Consider the following 20,579-nt stretch of genomic DNA (forward strand, 5'->3'; position numbering starts at 1 on the left):
TCTTTCTAGTCGTTCGACAACCCAAACTCTCGTTGTTTTTTCTTCATTTCGTCGTTAATTAAGCGTGTATAATTGTCGAGTGCTTCACGCGGATCATCATTGGAGATCACGACACTACGGAAGGCATTGTCCAGATGTCGACCTGTGAAATAGCCACCGGGTACTTCAGGAACGCCTCTCGTCCACTTCCATTGTTCCATGAGTGTCTTATAGTCCTTCACTTGCCATGGAAGCTGAGCCACAGCGACTTTGTTCCCGGTCTGAAGACGTCCCCCGATGCCGAACATCGCTTCCATCTGCTTGCCGTACCAGGCTTGCGTATTCGAGCTCGCCCACCATTTCATGAATTGCCATGCTTCTTGCTTGTGTTTACTGCTCTTCAACATGACCGTACCGTTACCGGCTGAAGGAACATCACGGCGAATCGTGCCGTCTGGCATTGCTGTACCTGGCGTCAGCGTGAAATCCCACAGCCCTTTTAATTCCGGCGCGATAACATTCACGAGATTGACCTTCGGATAATCGGCAATACCAATCGGCATTTCACCGCTGCGGAACCGGTTCGTGAAATCCGTTGACAACGGCAATTTGTACGTCGTATAGAGCTCCGTCCACTGCATAAATGATTTCATCGCAATTTCGGAATCTAGCGCACTGGTCTTCTTATCCTCGGAATATAGACTACCGCCTTCTTGATACAGCATCATCCCGAACGTCGGATTCAGCGGCAGGCTTCCGCTCTCCTGAACGTTCGATCCCGTCTTGACGAGCACTTGAATCGGGAATCCGAAGATTAGATTGTGCTTCTGCAGCTCTGGCACCATCGCATAGACATCATCCCATGTCTGCGGTACCTTCATATTCAGCTCATCCAATATATCTTTGCGGTAGAAGAGAACCGGGAAATACTCATCCATCGGCAGCGCATAGACACCGCCATTGAATTCGAATGGAACAAAGGAGCTATCGCTATACTCCTTCTTCACTTCGTTGAATCCTGGGTACTTCGATAATTCTTCAACGCCGCCACGCAGCGCGTAGTTGAGCGGCTTCTCGTTCGATACCTGGAAGGCCACATCCGGTCCACGTCCCGCGAGCATCGCCTGCAGCAATACCGATTCCGTTACCACTTGAAGATCCACACCAACGCCTGTATCCGGTGTAAAGGTTTCTTCGATCATTCGTTTCAGCACTTTCGCCTGATCAAGCCCTAAGGTGATCCATACTTTGATTTTCTTGCCTTCTTGGCCATGCGTTGACCCGAGCTCATTGTAGTCGGTAAAGAAAGATAACGAGAATGTCCCGACTTGATGCTTGATATTCTGCCACATGGTCGCGCTCGGACTAGGCATTTCTTGATTCGGCGAGGCCACGACCAAATAATCGATGGATAGCGGCATAAAGTTAATCGAATAGATCCATGAACCGAGTGAGCTAATATTCGATTTGAACGTCTCTAGTCTTTGAGCGACCGTACCTGGATTTTCCGCCATATCCCGCAGCTGCACCACGATTCGATTGAGCGTCGCCGTACGATCACTGCCGCCGCCAGTTGATTTCTCAATTTGCCCCGAAATCGTACTGATGATGTTCGCTTGTTTACGGAAGGAGTCAATCATCTCGGGCAGCTTCTTATCCAATTGATAATCGCGATATTCATCTGGTACGGTGCCTGTAATCATGACAATGCGGCGATACAGCGTGTTCAACTCGAGAACGCTGGATTCAATCGTTCGCAGGTAGACCGCCATCTCTCCCAGCGTGACATCCATCCGGATTTGATGCTTGCCTTTGGTCAGATAGAATAGATACGGAGCCTTGCCATCCCCGATCTCTTGCATTTCCCAATTCGTCGAGAAATTAAAAGCCATATTCTCCACTTCAGCGAAAGGCACCTTGCCATCAATAAGCAGCTTCCGATAGGACGTCACGCCGCGCTGCATGCTTTGGTTATATTTCACACCGATCTTATACAATCCATCTTCAGGTGCTTCCACATCCCAGGATATCCATTGCCCCGCTTCCGACCAGTTGAAGGAACCAATCGTATTTAAACGAATTTTGGACATGCTGTACGGTTCGTTGGCCGGGCTGCGATCCATCATCGGAACCAGCATCGAGCTTGATTTGAGCCCTGCCTTCTCGCCTTGAATTTTGATCATCGCGTCCTTCGCTTCCTGATAACCGTTCTGCTTATAGCTGTCTGCTACTTCTTGATAGGATGGCACTTTATCCGGCTGGCGCAACTTTATATAATCAATCATCATCGGCTCTTTCGCGGAGACGAGTGATATGACGTGTTTTCCTTTGGAAAAATAAAATGAATATGGTTCTCCATAACGCCCATCTGAGCTGTCGATGAGCACTTCTTGCCAAGCGGGCACTTCTACCTGTGCAGTGTACAAGTCGTTATCGTTCTCATCCCGAACCGTCTCGCCCGCATCCTTCCATAGTCTGCGGAATACGAGATTCTTACTCTCTGCGAACGGATGCTTACCGTCAATCATGAACTCCCGATCCATATCCGAGCCTTTGCCTTCCATGGCTTGATAACGAATCGCTACTTGAAATAGACCTTCCTCCGGCACATCGATGTCCCACGAGACAGTCCCCGATTCACCGGTTTGAATAACTTTTCCCGTTGCGCCATCGATCCCATCCACGACCGATACGCTCATACTCTCTGCTCTAACGTACGTCTCCCCCCTGACAATCAGCTCACGTTCTGGTCTGGGTGCTTGGGCGTACTTCGCAATATATTGGTCATAGCCATCTTTACTCGTAGATCCTAGCTTGATCTCTGACTCGACTTCGGCTGAGTTTCCCTGTGCATAATTCACCGGCGCAAGCTGTAACGGCTGCGGAGAAGCGATGCATATCGCAGTGAGCAGGGCAATGATCGCGATTCGATATTTATTCTTCCGCATTAATAAGGCTCCCCTCCTATGTAATGGAAGTACCCCTAGCAGCGACCTGCTTCGGGGTACTCGATTACATCTTTTACAAGAAATGTTTACTTCTTCGTCGTTACGTCCATTGCTGCTTGCGCCATCGGTTTAATCCGCTGAATCGCTTGTGCAGGAGATTCTTTACCGCTTGCGATGTTCTTAAATGCTTCCTCTACGACATCCGAGAGACCGACGTAAGCTTTATAGTTGATGACCTTGTACGTACTGTCGAACATTTTCTTCATCGTATCGAGGGATTCTTTGTTCTTCATGTTTGGTTCTTCTTTTTGCAGCTGAATTTGTTTGCCCTTCTCGACATCGAATTCATAGAGTTCGCTCCATGCCGCTAGAACGGCCTTCGCATTCTTCACCCCGGATGGAACATACCATAGGTTCATTTTGTCATACGGGGTTACATAAGCCGTAGCTTTCGGACCTTTCGGGAAGAACACGTAGCCAATATCGTTCGGTTTGTCTTTGACATAACCGAGGTTATCCCAACGGTAACCGTTCACGAATGCTTCTTCACCGCTGCCGAATTTCTGTTCGGAGTCTACAACTTTATGGACATTGTACAAATCACTGAAGAATTGGATGGCTTCCATCGCATTCGGCTCATCCATCGTAATTTTGTTCGTTGCATCATCTTCGATTTGACCTTCGTTCGTTGCGATCAATGAGAATGCCAAGAGCTGCGGGCTATCCACATAGAGCGGCTTCTTGCCATTCGCTTTGACCTTTTTCAAAATGTCGAGGAACTTATCCCACGTCCATTCGCCCTTCTCTTGCAGCTCGTAAGGATCAGGCAGACCCATCTTCGTCAACATGGTTTTGTCATAGAACAAGCCATGGCTTTCTGTGTAAGGCAGCGTTACGCCGTATTGCTTGCCTTGGTACTTCCCGTTCGATAGCGTTACTGGGTTTTTCCCGAACGCCGGGTTATTCAGGTCAATCTTGTCGTCGATCGCTTGCACATAGCCTTCAATGACCAATTTCGGGAACGCTTCACGAAGCGGGATCATCACGATATCTGCGAATGGCTCGCCAGCAACTGAAGATGTGATCAGACGCGCATTTGTATCTTCAACCGTCACATACTCAATTTTCGTATTGTATTTCTCCTCGACCTTCTTCTGTCTTTCCTTCTCTTCATCATTTAAGTAGGCGTCCATCCCCCACCATTGACCGATACGAAGCGGTTTGCCGCCGAAATCCATGCTTTCCTCTTCCTTAGGCTCTTCTTTCGCCGGTTCGGTTGTCGGTGTCGTCGTATCCGTTGTGCCTGCTGCAGCTTCTGTCTGTTTCGCCCCTTCAGCGGGCTTCTCCGTAGCGTTGTTACCGCTCGAACACCCGACAATCGAGATAACCATCGTCAAAATGAGTATCATGGTCCATGCTTTAAATTTGTTCAATTCATTTCCCCCTCGTTTTGATGTTAGATTTACAAACGCTTAACACTTTGTAATCGCTTACAATTTGTTTGTATTTACTATAGAACAATTTGCGACATTGTTGTATTCACTTATTCTCGTTGTTTTCCTACATAGGAAGCCACAAAAAAACAGGGAAAACAACTTTCCCTGTTACGAAACCTAATATCCGTCCATAGCTATCCTAAGATTTGTACATACCGAATCGCGAAAGAAGGCTCTATAGCCTTGATCATCTTGCCATTTGTTCTCTGAATTGTGTAGGGGTGTGGCCCGTGATTTTCTTGAACATCCGCGTAAAATAAAAATAGTCCTGGTACCCTACTTTTTCCGCAATAGCAGTCACCCGCAAATTCGTCTGCTCCAGTAGATTGCATGCATTGTTAATCCGCAGCCTCGTCATATAGGAGGTGAACGTCTCGCCTACTTCTTTTTTGAACAATTGACTTAAGTAATTCGGATTGATGTAATATTTTTGCGTGAGGCTCTGAATTGTAATTGTGCTCTGGTAGTTCTCATGGACATATTGCAAGATCGACATGAAGGTCTCATTCGTTGTCTCTCTCGTCTCATATTCAGGTTGTCTGCGGCTAAGCTTTATCGATAAAGATCTTAAGTACGCATTCATCTCGGAGACATTATTGAACGTATCCATCAACTGCTCATAACTCATGACCATTTGTTCCTGCTGATCCTCGTCTAAGATATAGAGAAAGGACAACGTCACATTGTACATGCGAAGCGCATCTTTGATCGTATACCCTTCTTGTTGTAACAACCCGCTGACCTCATCCGAGAGCTGTCCTAGGGCTGTGAAATCTTGATTTGCAATGGCCGTGCCGATTTTTTTGAACGTCTCTTTCAGCACGCTTCGCGATGCCGGATTCCACCGATAGACACCTGTTCGTCCCGTCATAAAATACTGATTCGAGAGCAGCGTCGCATGCTCCAGCTCCTTGCTTATCATCGGATAGTCATCGATTTTCCCGCTAATGCCGATTCCTTTAACGCCTGCCGGCATCTGTGTCTCAAGCTCCGAAATGATGGCCTCGAGCTGATCATAGGCCATGATATATAACATTTTTGATTTGCCAATACGAATCCGAATGGCATCCAAGCTGACGAATGGATCTCCTTCACAGGTACATACCATGAGCCCCGCTGCTTGTCCCATATCCATATGAAGTCCTCGGCTCTCGAACGCCTGTTTAATTTTCTCCGTGCTGTCTTCGTTGTTGTCGGCAAGAAGCTGGATCAGCTGCGTCTCAGAACGGTCATGCTCGATATTTAATGTCTTACTCAGCTTTTTCAGCAGATTTGCAATTTCCTCATCATCATAGGGCTTGAGGCAATACGCTGTCGCGCCATAATTCAATGCCCGCTGCGCATAAGCAAATTCTGCGTAACCACTCACAACGACGAACTTGGGAAGGACGGGGAGCTCGGAGCCCTTCTTGATTAATTCAAGCCCGCTCATCCCCGGCATCCGAATATCGGTAAAGACGACATCCGGCTTCAGATCCCGCATGAGTTGCAGCGCCTCCAGCCCGTTATAGGCCTCTCCGACCACCTCGAAGCCGTACTTCTTCCAATCCACGCTTACCTTCAGACTCTCAACGACCCAGCTCTCGTCATCGACGATGAACACGCTATATCTGTCCATGTTCTCTCCCCCTCGTTGGCATCAGCAATTGAATCTGTGTTCCTTCCCCATACGTGCTATGGATCGACAATCCATATGGATGGCCATAAGTCAGCTTAATACGATTATTGACATTGGCAAGACCGATGCTGGAAATCTGCGGTTCTTCCGGATCTCGCTCGGTATTCTCATATTGACTCAACGCATTCTGAACCTGGTGCAGCCGCCCGGGCGCAATGCCGAGCCCATTATCTTCAACGGTAATGACTAATTCCTGCCGTTCGTTCATGAGACTCCTAACCGTCAACATCCCTTGATCTTCCTTCAATTCTAGACCATGAAATACGGCATTCTCGACCAGCGGCTGGAGAATCATCTTTGGAATTTGACACATCAATGTGTCTTCTTCGATCGCATAGTGTACCTGGAATCGATCACCAAATCGAATTTGTTGGATTTGAATGTACGACTCGACGATCCCCATCTCTGTCTTGAGGGACACCGTGTCTCCCCCTTTAATGCTGTATCTGAAAATCTGCCCCAGTGCTTTGGCGATTTCTCGAATTTCATGGGCACCATTGACAGCGGCCATCCCTTTGACCATTTCGAGCGTGTTATATAGGAAATGCGGATTGATCTGACTTCGTAAGAACAATAACTCGGATTTCTTCTTCTCCAGCTCCGCTTCATAGAGCATCGCATTCGTCTCCAGGAGCTGCCGCGTTAACGTATCCACCTCATCCAGCATATTGTTAAGCCCGTTCGACATCACCGTTATTTCGGCGTAACCCTGCAGATGAACGCGATTTTTCAATGTATCCAGATCCCCGCGTTTGATGTTATTAATGAAAGCCATGAGCTTCTTGAGTGGGAGCAGAATATTACTGATGATCAACCTGAACAAGATGAACATCATAACGGCACCAATGATACAAATGATCAGTTCTAACTTGCGTACTTTGGAAATATCGTGCAGAAGCTCATCTTCGGGCATAATGCTGATGATTGCGCTGTTGATTTCCGGCAAATCTTCCGTTTGCACGATATATCTGGTCCCGTTCAATGCCACATTCCTCGGTTTCCCAGACGGGGCATCACTCGTAATCATTGCATTAAGTACGCTGCCGACCTCCTCTGGATCATTACTACTTGAGAAGATTTTATTATCTCGATCTACCAAATACGATTGCATCGCATATTGCTTCGAGATCGAACCAGAGGCGACGATTAATGCTTTCGGATCAATCACGAAGAATAGGGTTCCGATCACCGATGTAAATCGATCCCCCGATTGGAAGGACTTGATCTTCATCCCTACGAGCAGGCTGTTCTCCACCTGATAGGCACCTTCAAAATGCTGCAATCCGAAATAATGAATCGAATCCTGCGGAGAAATTTTATCAGTAAAAGGCGCCGTCCATCTTCCCCCTCCGAATAGGTCGTACCAACGCCCATTCTCACCGTGAATCACAATATCCAGAATGCCTTCCTTCAGCGTGGTCGTGTTAATGAGCAGACTATTCATACGCTTGGAATATCCATACACTTGCACGTTATTCTGTTCAATTAGGAAATTCTGCACATCTTGGTTGTACGCAATATTGGTCATGAGACGATCAATGACATCCCTGTTCGCGTGCACCGTCTCCTTGATCTGCGCGCTCATATCTTTCGTGTACTGTTCGTTATAATTGCTGATAATGCTAGACATTTGAACGTACGTCATCATAATAATGAATAACAACACAGCTGTAATCAGTAGTCCGATGAACAGCAGCTGCGAGCGAATCGATAGTTTACGATAAAAAGCCACTGCTTGTCCCCCCCCAAGCGTTACACGAATGCGAATGGCAGCATCAATTATGGATATCTTATCATAAATATTGCCATTTGCTCATCGAAACTCTTTACTCTAGCAAACTTTTCCATTACTATTTTTTAAATAGAATGTATGCAGGGAGTGATGGAATGGTCCGTATCAAAGCTTACGTCATATTACTATTCACAACCCTATTCATCATGATAGCCGCCGGATGCGAGAAGACAGACGTCGACGAGGCGGCATCGCCAGAACCAACGTCTGATATCGGCAACCACCTCACCATTTCTATCTCCTTCTGGGACATTAGCAGAGACTTCGAGAAGAAGGATGCCGTGCTGCAGAAGCTCGAACATGACTTCAATATTACCTTTAAACCCATTCAAGTGAGCCAGACAGACTATGAGGAGAAATTCAAGATATGGGCCGCTTCAGGTCATTTCCCCGACTTATTCGCCCATTCCCTCGTTATCAATTCACCTGGCATTTACGCAGACTGGATCAAACAAAAGCTTATTCGACCGCTGCCGAGTGACTTATCCAAATACCCAAACGTCTATAAAGTTGCACAAATCCCCGATACGCTCGCACTCCGTCGAGAGAAGAAATTGTATATGCTGCCGCGCATTGCTTATCCGACCAACGATCTATGGATGATGGAACGTGTCGTATTTGTCCGTAAAGACTGGATGGATCAATTGCATCGCATCGACCCACGAAATTTCGAAGAGTTCTCCACTCTACTCGAATCGTTCACCAAAGATGATCCTGATGGCAATGGTCTGCAAGATACCGTCGGTCTAACAGCAGCAAGTATTAACTATCTCTCCTGGGTGTTCAGTCCGACATTCCCGCAATTTGCAGCCAATCAGTGGGTGCAGGAAGACAGCCAATGGATCCCTTATTATGCCTCGCAGAAAATGGAGCAGGTTGCATCGCAGTTCCGTCAATTGTACGAGAGCGGCGGGCTTGATCCGAACTTCTTCCTCATGAAGGAAGATGACGCGATTGCCAAGTTCACGCAAGGAAAAGCGGGAGCACTCGCCTATAAGGGGACGCCGGAGAGCATGAGCAAGGTGGTTGCGCTGTGGAACAAATATCATCCGAACCAAGATTTCTATGATGCGGTGAAAATCTTGCATTTGTGGCCCGCGGAGGACGGAAATCGATATTTCTATGTCGCACCAACCTACTGGACTGAAAGTTACTTCAGCGCAAAAATGAGTGATGAGAAGATGGATCGCATCTTGCAGCTCTATGACTACCTCCTCTCACCCGAAGGAAAAAAATTAATGCAGTATGGCATTGAGGGCAAAGATTACGTGGAAAGCAGCGATCAGATCGTCATTACACGCCCTCGCGAAGCATCAGGACAACCAGTCAGCATTCAGAAGCTGTATCCATCAACGAACACCCTGCATTCCCTCGCTTCCTGGGGATTGGAACGAACCTACCGTCTCGACGAAATGAACAAAATCAATTATGGGGAACGCAATATTCTCGCTTGTCTGGAGGAAATGCGATGGCTGCTCAACAATGCACGGGCAACCCCTTTCAAATATCCAATTATCTCGCTCTCCACGCCTCACAAGGACATCATCAGTGCTGCGATCAATCCGCTGGAGGATTTGACGGAAGTCGTGCTTAGTAAGGACGATCCGATCAAGCTGTGGCGAGAGAACGTCAAAACATACAATCAAATGGGCTTACAGCAAGCGATCAAGGAAGTGAATGATAAGCTGCTCCACCCTGATTCTTGATACAAAAAAACCACCCTGCAAATCTCTCATCGGAGAGATCCGGGGTGGTTGTCATGATCCGAGTTGAACCGGAGTAGCAACATCTGATTATAAAAAAGTTATTCTGTAGCTTTTAGCGTAGTTAATCGTAAGGTTCAGCTTTCAAATACCACTTGAAGATGAAGCATGCCCTTTCCTTCAAGGGTTATCATCAAAGTATGATTTTGAATGCCGGTTATCTCCGATTGAACTTCTTCCAAAGCATTCGTCCTATACGCAGTTTTTATCTTTCTATTCGGAAAATGGAGCTGAACGCTAGCCTGCTTGGTCGTGCAATTGCTTAAACGCACAACAATACCTGATCCATCTCCAGATGGCATAACATCAAACGCCTGAATCCCACTGCCTATGATCTGAATAAATTGTCCAGCCTCCTCTTCCTTACACGTAACGACCGGGACTGTGATTACTGGCGATACAGCCTGAACAGCCGTTGGCATCACTACTGCGGGATCAAAGGATTGAATGCTGGACAGTATATAGGTAAACGAAGCATAACCCGGTTGACGAGCCCGAAAATTAGTGTCCCAGTAATTATTCATCGGCCATGCCAAAAGAAGAGGATTTGGACTTCTAGCGATGCTTTTTTGCTCTTTTCCGAAATTAAAGCCTCCTACCTGCACTAGGGGTGCATCGGGACAAACCAGGGTGATTCCATGCAAATCATCGTAGACCGAAACACTTTTATCTACTGTAATATAGTCTCTGCAAACACCCGGCAACTGCTGTGAATCAAGTTCAACGAATTGTCCGGCCGTATCGTAATGACAGCGCCATTCCTTCACATTCAGAGGAATTGCGAAATATATTGCCTCCGGTGTAGTAATGTCCTGCTTATGATAAGAGACCTTCATTTCAATATCTTTGCGGAATCTAAAAAAGGTAAACTTCTGTTCCAGATCGTCCACACCGGGCGCATCCCAACATACGAATAATGAAGCTGAATGTGCGTTACGCTCCACACGACATGATTTCATTCGTGAATAAGACTGCCTTCTGGCCTGCCAATCGTGATTCCAAACACTAATGCTATTATTCCCTTTCTCTACATCTCTTGGAAAAATAGCACTGCGATGATTCGGTTGAACGGCGGGATCGATCGTTTCTTGCACATATTGAAACAAACTCCAAGGACTTGATTGATCAAGTACTTCCCAATTCGTTATTTTGTCGAACAAGCTTGCGATGCGGCCCGTCGATGGATCGAACGAACATTTGTGGAAAGGCGTTTCTATACTTCCTTCAGTAATTTCAATATCTTTGGACCACTCCGCTTCCTGCAGCGTGTGCAGCGGAATCTTCCGCCAACTGAAAGGGGGGAGTTCAATGACCCCATAACTCGTCGCTTCATGCTTCAATTCAATATTCGTAAGTGCTTGACGCATACGATCTGCGCTGAGATGTCTACCTTGCGTAGTGAAGCTTGCAGGAATATGAATGTCATGCATTACTGTTGCGGATGATGAATTCAGTATCATTATCCCTTCGGGTTCTTCCGATTGCAGCGGGTTATTCGCCAACTTCTCCATTTGAACTCCTAACAAATAACTCGTCAAGCTGTTGGCCAAATATGCATAATGCGCTTTATGCATCCACTGGATACGCACATCCAAATGGTCAGGCTCAGTGACAGAATTGAAAGCCCCCCATGTATGCTCATCGTATAAGTGAATTTGTTCCCAAGCTTGCTTCTCGACTTGAATATAGGACGGATCATTCTCCTTTTGAAAAGCGTTTAACAAGTCTACAGCTTTCATTCCCTGCTTGGTGTGGCGATTCAACTTGGTTTCTTTTGCCGAGCTGCCTGAACCGAAGTTCCAATAATCCGTCCAATCACCTGAGTGAACACTTAACTGAGCCTCATGCTTTTTGACTCTTGTATATAATTGCTCTGGTGTTACGAACGAAATTGTCTGTTCCCGGTTCTCCTCATTCCAACGCTTGATTAATCCGGCAAGCTCTTGGTCGGGAGGATTGTTATCATAAAGCGGTAGATTTGTCGCCGTCAAATAGACAAAATCAAACGGATAATCTGGATTTGAATCGATTTTCTCAAGATACTTAGCGAGACCCTCGGCCATCATGTTCGTATCCTTAGCATTTACATTACAGATTTGGCTAAACAGTGAATAATGCTCGCCATTAAACGTAAGCAGCTTTCTGACATCCGGTGTTTGCCAATGAAATGCGCTTGGCCGAGTCAGAGGAATTCCCCCGAAGTGAATATTGATACCCATAATAAAAAATTCTACACCGGCATCCAACAACAGTTGGCTATAAGGCCAAGGTTGGCCATTTACGTCATGATGTATTGCTGTTTTGATGTCAATACCGAACTGGTTACGTAAAGTTTTAATAGGATACAGCATCTTGGCGAGCTGCTCAGCTGTTACAAGAGGTGTAGTATGCATGAACGAAGCTGAGATGCTCATTTGACCGCCCCGCAAGTAACGGCCAAATTTTTCAATCTGCTTCTCATTCGCAGTTTCTAACCAGCGTATAACAGGATAACTAGATTCGCAGGTCCATCGGAATTTATTTTCCTCCGCCCAATCCTCGGTTAATTCGCACATATGTATCGCTTGATCGATATATTTCTTTTGCATTTCTAGTAAGACAGGCTGAGGATGTGTGTAACCGACATCCAAGTGACTATGATGGAGCACAAGCACTTCTTTAATTCGAGACATCAACCTTCACCTGATTGCCGCTTAAGATATAACATTTATCTGCTTCCGTTGAAAAAGTGATCACGTTGTCACGTAACTCCCAATTGATTTCCATTTGCTGCTCCCCATCGATTTCCATAATCGTGATGCTTCCGTTGACCCATGGATTTATAATGCGGCACGTCCTGCCTTTTTCACTTCGAATTGTAATGGAATTAATATTTCCGTCCATAAGTTCACTAGATACAAGAAAGGCTCCTACGGCTCTTAAATTCGTAAAACGAGCATTCGTCGTGCGAGGCCATACAGGGAACAATCGAATAACATCCTCATGGCTTTGCAACAGCATCTCATTGATCGCCGAAGGTACGCCGCTGCAGCATTCAATGCCACCGCCTCCGAAGAAGATGAATAAATTAGGATAGCTGTGTTCAAGACATTGACGACGCAGCTCGCGCAAGATGATTTCAGGATCATATCCGACTCGCGCCGCAGCAGTAAATATCGTCGGAAACCCATTGTAATCCGTCCAACGGTTTAGAACGGTAATTGTATTTTGGGCAATCTCAAGAAGCTTGGGATCAGAATCAAGTCCGATCGCTCCCGCAGGCCAAATATGCTGAATGGCTAGAGTATTATCCGGCCACCAATCTCGACCTTGCTCCGTTAATCGGAATATCGTCTTCCCGTCTCGCTCATACGTCGGAAAATCGCTTATATGCTCCAGAATATGTAACCACTTTTCACGTCGCTCGGAATCGAGACCCAATGCTTCTGACATATCTAGCAAGCCTTTGAACACCGTCCGGATCAGACCTAATGAAAGGATGGGGTTCATATCTTCGAAATCCTGCAGCCAATCATCATTAGCATGCGAATCTTCACACGTTGGGACTTCATGTATCGCATCCCGATAAATAAAGTAACGATTGCCCTCGAATTTCAAATAATCCTCCCAAAAATTAACCACTTCAATGAGAAACGGATACGCGACCTGGCGAGCATATTGCAAATCATAGGTGTAATTATATCGCATGATCATATTTACTGTGCTTAGGGCTGTATTGCTCTTCTGCCCTAAAAACAGATGACCGTGTTCATAGGTATGACTTGCTTTTTTCGTAGATAGGGCCGTTGGAAGTCCTTTCGGACCGATCCCAACATCGTAGTAGATCCCTCTACATCCTAAGTAATTATCGGAATAGTTGCGCCCATTCGACATATATTCCAGGAGCGGCATGTCATACGGCTCACTCAATTCGATATGATTGGACGAATAAACTCCCCACCATGGAGCTTGATAATTGTAATTCAAGTGATAATCTCCGGCCCATGCGGGGGTATCTGTCGTTATCCAGTTGCCAAATAAGCCGGGAGCAAACGCTTTGTTACGACTGCAGCAAGCCATGATGTAATGGGAGCCATACCAAAATTTCTCAAGCAAATCATCACCGATCTCAACCGAAGACTTCGCCCAAAATTGATTCCACCAGCTCTCATGCTCTGAATGAAGCGTATCGACACGACTCTCGTCAATAAGCTTTACTCTTCCTCTCGACGCTTGTGCGTAATCTTGGACATCGTGATTCGTGAGCACATAGGCAACGATCGTTGTCTTATCACCCGGCTTCAATTCGAATGAATTATTGATTTGACCTAAGCATCTCATGGCTACGATTCCCTCTGTTGACCAATCCAGATCATCGCCGGTAAATTTCCTCGTAACCCAAATTACATCGCCGTCTTGCCCATTTTCCGTTTCCGATTCATGTCCCGGTTGCACCCATAACTCCACTTTAACCGAAATGTCTTCCTGGCTTTCGCTAATTAGCTCAACAATGACTGCATTCTCCTCAGCCGCAACCCAAGAGGTCATCGTGACTGCTATGGAATCCCCGCGAAATGTCGATACGACTTTCGCATCATGCAAATGTTGTTCAGTATGGTAAGCAGTATCCTTCAAAGCTGGAATTTGAATATCCATTCCCCCGAGTAAACACGGGCTACCATTGGGGTAGATACGCTTCGCTTTCCAGAAATCAACCTTCGAGATCCATAGACGCTGCCGTTCAGGTAATCCGCTAATCACCACACCGACATCACCGTTCCCAATAATGGGTCCATCCACTACTTTATCCGAAGGCACATTTCTAGGCGGCTCGTTGAATATCCCGTTATACTTCGCCATCTTCTCTTTCCTGTCTAGCGATTTCATTCTATCTTCCTCCTGGCTTACTTCCCGATTCTTTCTTGATATCTCTTCAGTGCGTCATTATAGATTTGAAGTACTTTATCTAGATCGCCTGTCTTCTTAATCTTATCTTGGAAGGCCGACCAATTGTCGAAGCTTTCTTTGCCATTAATGAATTTATTTTGCATTTCAGCGACGTAAGTTTTAATAGGTGACATATCCGAAGTAATCTGTTCTTTTTCATCATCTGTAAAATCAAGAAATGGTTCCTTGATCCAAGGCGGTGTGTAATCATTCGGATAGGGCATGTCAGCAAAAGCGGTTTCCCACGGTTTTTCATTGAGCTTCCCATCCACGAAGCCCGGATCATTTGGCGCGAAATCAACGAAAGCCCAGGTGTCGATTGCCATTTGTAGTCCAGGACGATAGGAGCTACTCGACCTCATGCCATATTTATCGCCTTCTGTCCATGGATTCGAAGCTTTCTTAATTGAATCGATAAAGGTCGGTTTACCATTGGAATCTCGAGTAAATGTCGTGCCTTCTATCCCCCAAGTAACCAATTCGATGATCTCCGGCTTGTACTGCAAATCTAATAACTTCACCAAGGCTTTCACATTTTTCGCCTTCGGATTCACGACCATCACCGCATCTTGGCTAACACCTACAGAGTTGAAATCAACTATACTTTGCCATGCCGTCCCGTATTTCGGGTTATCAGGGAAGAGAGAGATCGCAAACTTTTCTCCGCCTGTTGCCGTGCGGTTCCAATCCCCGGCAAAGTTGAACCAGTTTTGCAATAAAATCATATTGGTTCCGCTCATGGCCTTTTTCTTAATCGCATCTCCGTTATCCGAGAAAACTTCAGGATCCAGCAGTTTCTCAGCGAATAACTTATTTGCAAATTGCAACGCTTCCTTATAGGACTCTTCTGTTGGGCCATATACATATTTTTGACCATTCCAATAGATATTGGGTCCATTGGTGTGGTTAGCTAAGAAGAGCGGATCGAAAGAATTCCCCGACGTATTAATAGGGTAGGATTGAGGATAAAGTTCCTTTAACTTTTTTGCGGCGCTATATAGCTCGTCCAATGTTTTCGGAATCGCAATACCGTTCTTCTCCAAAATATCATAGCGATAAGTTGCCGGGGTATAGACGCCCATTCCTTTATCTTTCACCTGTCTTGGGAGATCGATATTCCATAATCCGTAGAACTTTCCATCCTCTCGAATCGCCTTAATATCACCATTTGGCGCTTGATTAACTAAGTTCATATAATTCGGAAGAGATTCCTTATACTCACTTAAATCAAGAAACGAGTCATCCCCTTCATATTGCCTGTAAATATCTTTACTCATAATCATGAGCAAATCCGTCGTTTCACCACTAGCTAATAATAACTTGCTCTTATCACTATATTCATTGATTGGAATATAATTATATTTGATGTCAAGCTTCATGCCCATCAAGGACTCCATTTGTTTCAGCCATTCCTTATGTACCATGGAGTCTTCAATTTTGGCGCCAAATGAAGGCAATGTAACAGAGAAACTGAGTGTACCGCCTGTTTGGGTCGAGTCTTCGGCCTCCGTATTTTTTTCTGTCTTGGAGTCTGAATTACATGCCGTAAGCATAACGCCTATCAATAACGTAACCGCGAGTAATAGGGATGTAAATTTGAGGCGATGTTTCATTTTTTCCCCTCCATAAATTGTAATGAACTGCTTTTGACCACCACAAAGCATCTTTCTTATCTATAACGCTCTACATGTAGGGCCTCACCCCCTCTCACACTCTTGGGTTTACATGCTTCGGGGACTAGCCTTTAATCGCTCCGATCATTACGCCTTTGACAAAATACTTCTGGAGAAATGGGTATATGATCATGATTGGAAACATCGCAATAACAACAATCGCCATTTGGATATTTCTTGGATCTATTTTCATCTGCATGAGCATCGCCTGCATGGCGGCCGTTCCGGTACCAGAGTCAAAGGACATGGTGAACAAATATTTTCTGAGGATTAACTGTAACGGATATTTGTTCTCGTCACTCAAGTAGATCAGCGCTTCAAACCAACTGTTCCAGCTCCCAACGATCCCGAAGAGAGCAAATGTTGCGAGAAGAGGTTTTGACAGCGGCAAATAGATCTTGAACAAAATTTGAATATCATTCGCGCCATCGATAACTGCGGATTCACGTAAATCGGATGGAATCGACTGGTAAAAGGATCGAAACATGAAAACGTTAAAAGCAGATACACATCCAGGAATAACCATGACCCAGTAAGTATCAAGCAAATGTAGGTTTCGCATCAATAAATAAGTAGGAATTAATCCGCCGCCGAAAAACATCGTAATGACTAAGAAAACGGAAAGAAATTTTTTGCCCATGAAACCCGGAATTATAAGTGGATACGCCATGAGCGATGTAAATGTGAGCATAAAAGCGGTGGATCCAACCGCATAAATGATGGAATGTAAGTATCCCGAATATAAAAATGAATCTTTTAACACATAACTATAAGCGCTTAAGTTAAATCCTTTTGGAAAAATCGTAATATCGCCTTTAAGAATATGTTCTGTATTACTTAAAGAAACCGCAATAACATTTAAAAATGGGTATAACATAATCACGCATAGCAGCAACATGATGAAAATATTTACGAGATCAAATAATCTTGAGCCAAGACTCTCTCTACCTACCATATTCGGCACCCCCTACCAGATACTCGTTTCAGACACTTTACGACTAATCATGTTGGCACTGACAAGGAGAATAAAAGCAACAATTGACATAAAGAGACCAATCGCCGTCGTATATTCAAACCTTGCTCCCATAATGCCTTCACGGTATAGATATGTACCAATCACATCAGCAACCGCATAAGTATCCGGATTGTATAGTAATAGAACTTTTTGAAAATCTGTACCCAATATGCCGCTAATCGAAAAAATTAGTAAAATAATCGTCGTCGGCTTGATATGAGGCCAATTGATATGCAGTACTTTCTTCCAACGACTTGCTCCATCGATGCTCGCAACATCATGTAAGGTGGGATCCACACCGCTCAATGCCGCCAAATATAATATGGTTCCGAATCCGATCCCTTGCCATATCCCCGTACCAATGAATATTGTCCTGAACCAGCCTGGTTCCGAGAGGAACACGATGGGATCGGCGCCAAACCAGGAAGCAATTTTATTGAATACACCCTCTCGCTCTGCAAAGGTTCGAATCATGCCCACAATGATGACGGTTGATATAAAATGCGGTAAATAAGAAATCGTCTGAACCACTTTTTTGAAGATGGAATTTTTAAGTTCATTGAATAGCAATGCAAGAATGATCGGAGTCGGGAAACTCCAGAGCAAAGAATAAAGGCCCAGCAGCAAGGTATTCTTGAGAACTCTCAATGCTGTAGGATCTTTAAAAAATTGAACAAAGTACTTAAACCCTACCCAGTGGCTATCCCAAATCCCTCGTGCCGCACTATACTTTTTGAACGCAATCTGGATGCCGTACATTGGAAAATAATTGAATACCAACACAATTAAAAAACCAGGCAATACCATGAGAAATAAAAAACGTTGATTCCAAAATTTCGCTGAAAACCGGCGTAAACTTAACACGTTGCACACTTCCCCTCCGAATCTTAAAAATAGTAGCTGATAGACCTCCCCAAAAAGATAACGGTTACATTCTATCGTTTCAGGTACATGTAATTTATAACAAAACAATACAACAAACGAATTTATTGTGTCAATATTTTTTCGTTAAATTTCATAATTTTTGATACAAAAAATAATACAAAATATTTTTTAGATCACAAAAAAACTCGTGTCTACGTACCGAAAGTGTTCATTCACACCGCGAATGGACAGCTTTCTAGTTGACACGAGCTATTATTATGATTAATAAAACTTAGTTTGAAACAGGGATAACGGACTCTCCTAAATAAATGGTAGATTTGCATACTTGCCCGAAATGATGATGATCATCATCACCCTCCATCATGCTGAGCAATTTTTTCGCGGCACAATGTCCCATTTCATAAAAGGGTTGAGATACTCCCGTTATATTCCGATATACTTTACGATTTAAATTTTCTGCATCGTAGGTGACAAGCGATACATCTTCAGGAATTCTATAATTCAACTTTTCGAATGAACGGATGGCCGCTTCTGCGATCAGATCGTTTGCCGTAAATATAGCCGTAAAGCTTTTTTGTCTCATTTTCTGCTCAAAAAGATTGCAATACGCTTCGAAGTCATTCGAGAAATCTTCCGATTCGGTTGAGATGAGAACATCGAACTCATCTGAATATTCTATACCGTAATCCATAATCGCTTGTTTAAATCCAAAAAGACGCTCATTCATCGTACTCACATTCGTATTTCTGATAAATAATATACGCCGATGTCCCTGATCAAGCAGCAACTTCGTCAGATTATAGGCTCCCTCCATATTATCGCTGGTAACGTACGGAATCTCGGTATTTGAGACAATCCGATCCAAAAACACGATTTTAATGCCGTTATCCTGAAGCAAGGAAATAAGTCTATTATTTATTTCTTCATACCCTGGGCTCATAATCGGACTTAAAATGACCCCTTCTACTTTTCTATCGACGGCCCCTCTAACCAGGATTTCTAACTTCTCGTAATTTCGATCATCACTTGAGATTAATAAGTGATAACCCTGTTTATACAAGGCATCTTCAGCCCCTCTTAATGCGGCAGACCATAAAGGATTTTCAATCCCCATGACAAAAGCAGCCACTAGATGCGTTCGACCTGCATGGGTAGCCTTCCTTTTATCCATGAAAGTTCCTCTGCGGCCATCTCGGATTAACCACCCTTCCTGCTCCAATTCTTTAATCGCTTTCTCCACCGTATTTACACTGGAATTATAATATTGCGAAAACTCTCTGCTGGTCGGGAGTCGATGACCTTCGACCCACTCCCCCATTGTTAATCTTCTCTTAATGTCAGTCTTTATTACTGTGTATTTGCTCGCCAATTTGTATACTCCTCAACTCTCTGTAGAGATTATAAATTAACTTTAACTTTATGCATTTTTTGTGTCAACTTTTTTTGATACAAACGGAGTGTTGTGTTAGAAAATTCTATTGAAGGGGTTTGTCCAAAAGAAATAAAAAACCACCCTGCGAACCTCTCTAAGAGAGATTCGGGGTGGTTGTCATGTACGTTAGTTCCTTGCAGCGACGGATACGGAATTCTTCGAGAATCCGTACGTGGCGATCCACGTAATCATCTTGCCTGCGATACTCACAGCCAGAATCGTATACATGGTCTCTGCAATCGGTAAGTATACAAGGGATAATAATAGCACAACAGCATCCAATATAAAGAACATGGTTCCGACCGTAAAACCTGACCATTTACTTAAGAATAACGCGAGAATATCATCCCCGCCTGTTGCTCCGCCGAATCGAATGACGATCCCGGCTCCGAACCCGGTCATAACCCCGGCAAGTACCGCAGCTACGAGCATATACTCCTTCAGGTCAATCACTAACGGTGAAAACTGCTCAAAAATGTCATAAAACACTGAAAGGGAAACTGCCGCAATTACTGTATTCAGTAAGAACTTGCGCCCTTTCACGAACATGGCGACGATGAGTATCGGAATATCGAGCACAATCATCGTAACCGCAGGTGACCAGTCAAATGCATACTTCCCGAGCAGCGCTAGACCTACAAATCCACCTTCCGCCAAATTGTTCTGAAAATTAATGTGATAATAACAAAATGCCATTAAAAACGTACCGACTAACATCATAGCGACTTGTTGCAACTGTTGAATCCGTTCTTCTTTTCTCCTCATTGTCGTTCCCTCTTAACATCATTGGTTTGGGTTTAGCTTTCCAACCAACGATGAGGGAGCTCGCCTGAGGCTTCGTCCTTCGCACCATCATACGTTACACGCTTCTTTCATAGTTGGTTGGTCATTCGAACTTGTCGACTTGTAAACTTCCAACTATGACGCTAAGTGTAGGAGAGATCATAACGTTTCCAGACTGTCCTTTGGGAATTCGTCCTTCGGGGACACAT

At 44.7% G+C, this 20,579-nt stretch carries 12 protein-coding genes; 1 reads left to right on the forward strand and 11 read right to left on the reverse strand.

All coding sequences use genetic code 11. The features are described 5' to 3' along the window. Positions 1-5: 5 nt before the first annotated feature. From C558_RS0111750 to C558_RS32535, 4 genes are all read right to left on the reverse strand, one after another. Positions 6-2,927 carry an extracellular solute-binding protein gene (locus C558_RS0111750; RefSeq protein ID WP_018756471.1) on the reverse strand — a complete coding sequence of 974 codons (2,922 nt, stop codon included), beginning with the start codon at positions 2,925-2,927 and terminating at the stop codon, positions 6-8. 86 nt (positions 2,928-3,013) lie between these two features. Beyond that, the gene (locus C558_RS0111755) at positions 3,014-4,360 is read right to left on the reverse strand and encodes an ABC transporter substrate-binding protein (protein ID WP_018756472.1); all 1,347 of its coding nucleotides are present in this window, start codon (positions 4,358-4,360) and stop codon (positions 3,014-3,016) included. 250 nt (positions 4,361-4,610) lie between these two features. Beyond that, a complete protein-coding gene (locus C558_RS0111760) occupies positions 4,611-6,041 on the reverse strand; it encodes a response regulator transcription factor (protein WP_018756473.1) in 1,431 nt (476 codons plus the stop codon). Beyond that, positions 6,028-7,833: a cache domain-containing sensor histidine kinase gene (locus C558_RS32535; RefSeq protein ID WP_018756474.1), complete on the reverse strand. Its 1,806-nt coding sequence runs from the start codon at positions 7,831-7,833 to the stop codon at positions 6,028-6,030. Before C558_RS32535 ends, C558_RS0111760 begins: the two co-directional genes overlap by 14 nt. 155 nt (positions 7,834-7,988) lie before the next feature. Here C558_RS32535 and C558_RS0111770 point away from each other — a divergent pair, with 155 nt between their 5' ends. After that, complete coding sequence (locus tag C558_RS0111770; protein WP_018756475.1) at positions 7,989-9,599, forward strand: type 2 periplasmic-binding domain-containing protein; 1,611 nt, start codon at positions 7,989-7,991, stop codon at positions 9,597-9,599. 134 nt (positions 9,600-9,733) lie between these two features. On the opposite strand, the gene C558_RS0111775 is transcribed toward C558_RS0111770, so the two are convergent. From C558_RS0111775 to C558_RS0111805, 7 genes are all read right to left on the reverse strand, one after another. Next, on the reverse strand, positions 9,734-12,328 hold the full coding sequence (locus C558_RS0111775; protein ID WP_018756476.1) for a glycoside hydrolase family 38 N-terminal domain-containing protein: 2,595 nt from the start codon (positions 12,326-12,328) through the stop codon (positions 9,734-9,736). Next, positions 12,315-14,522, reverse strand: a complete 2,208-nt coding sequence (locus C558_RS0111780) for a glycosyl hydrolase family 95 catalytic domain-containing protein (RefSeq protein WP_018756477.1) — start codon at positions 14,520-14,522, stop codon at positions 12,315-12,317. The genes C558_RS0111775 and C558_RS0111780 overlap by 14 nt, the downstream gene beginning before the upstream one ends. Positions 14,523-14,539: 17 nt before the next feature. After that, positions 14,540-16,195: a type 2 periplasmic-binding domain-containing protein gene (locus C558_RS0111785; protein WP_018756478.1), complete on the reverse strand. Its 1,656-nt coding sequence runs from the start codon at positions 16,193-16,195 to the stop codon at positions 14,540-14,542. Between the two features lie 124 nt (positions 16,196-16,319). After that, entirely contained in the window at positions 16,320-17,210 is an 891-nt protein-coding gene (locus C558_RS0111790) for a carbohydrate ABC transporter permease (protein WP_018756479.1), read from the reverse strand. Positions 17,211-17,222: 12 nt separating this feature from the next. Then, complete coding sequence (locus tag C558_RS0111795; protein ID WP_051106864.1) at positions 17,223-18,077, reverse strand: ABC transporter permease; 855 nt, start codon at positions 18,075-18,077, stop codon at positions 17,223-17,225. Between the two features lie 349 nt (positions 18,078-18,426). Next, positions 18,427-19,524: a GntR family transcriptional regulator gene (locus C558_RS0111800; RefSeq protein ID WP_040674899.1), complete on the reverse strand. Its 1,098-nt coding sequence runs from the start codon at positions 19,522-19,524 to the stop codon at positions 18,427-18,429. A gap of 189 nt (positions 19,525-19,713) precedes the next feature. Continuing rightward, positions 19,714-20,352, reverse strand: a complete 639-nt coding sequence (locus C558_RS0111805) for a YitT family protein (RefSeq protein WP_018756482.1) — start codon at positions 20,350-20,352, stop codon at positions 19,714-19,716. Positions 20,353-20,579 lie beyond the last annotated feature (227 nt).

The organism is Paenibacillus terrigena DSM 21567 (genome assembly GCF_000374845.1).
Classification (GTDB): Bacteria; Bacillota; Bacilli; order Paenibacillales; family Paenibacillaceae; genus Paenibacillus_K; species Paenibacillus_K terrigena.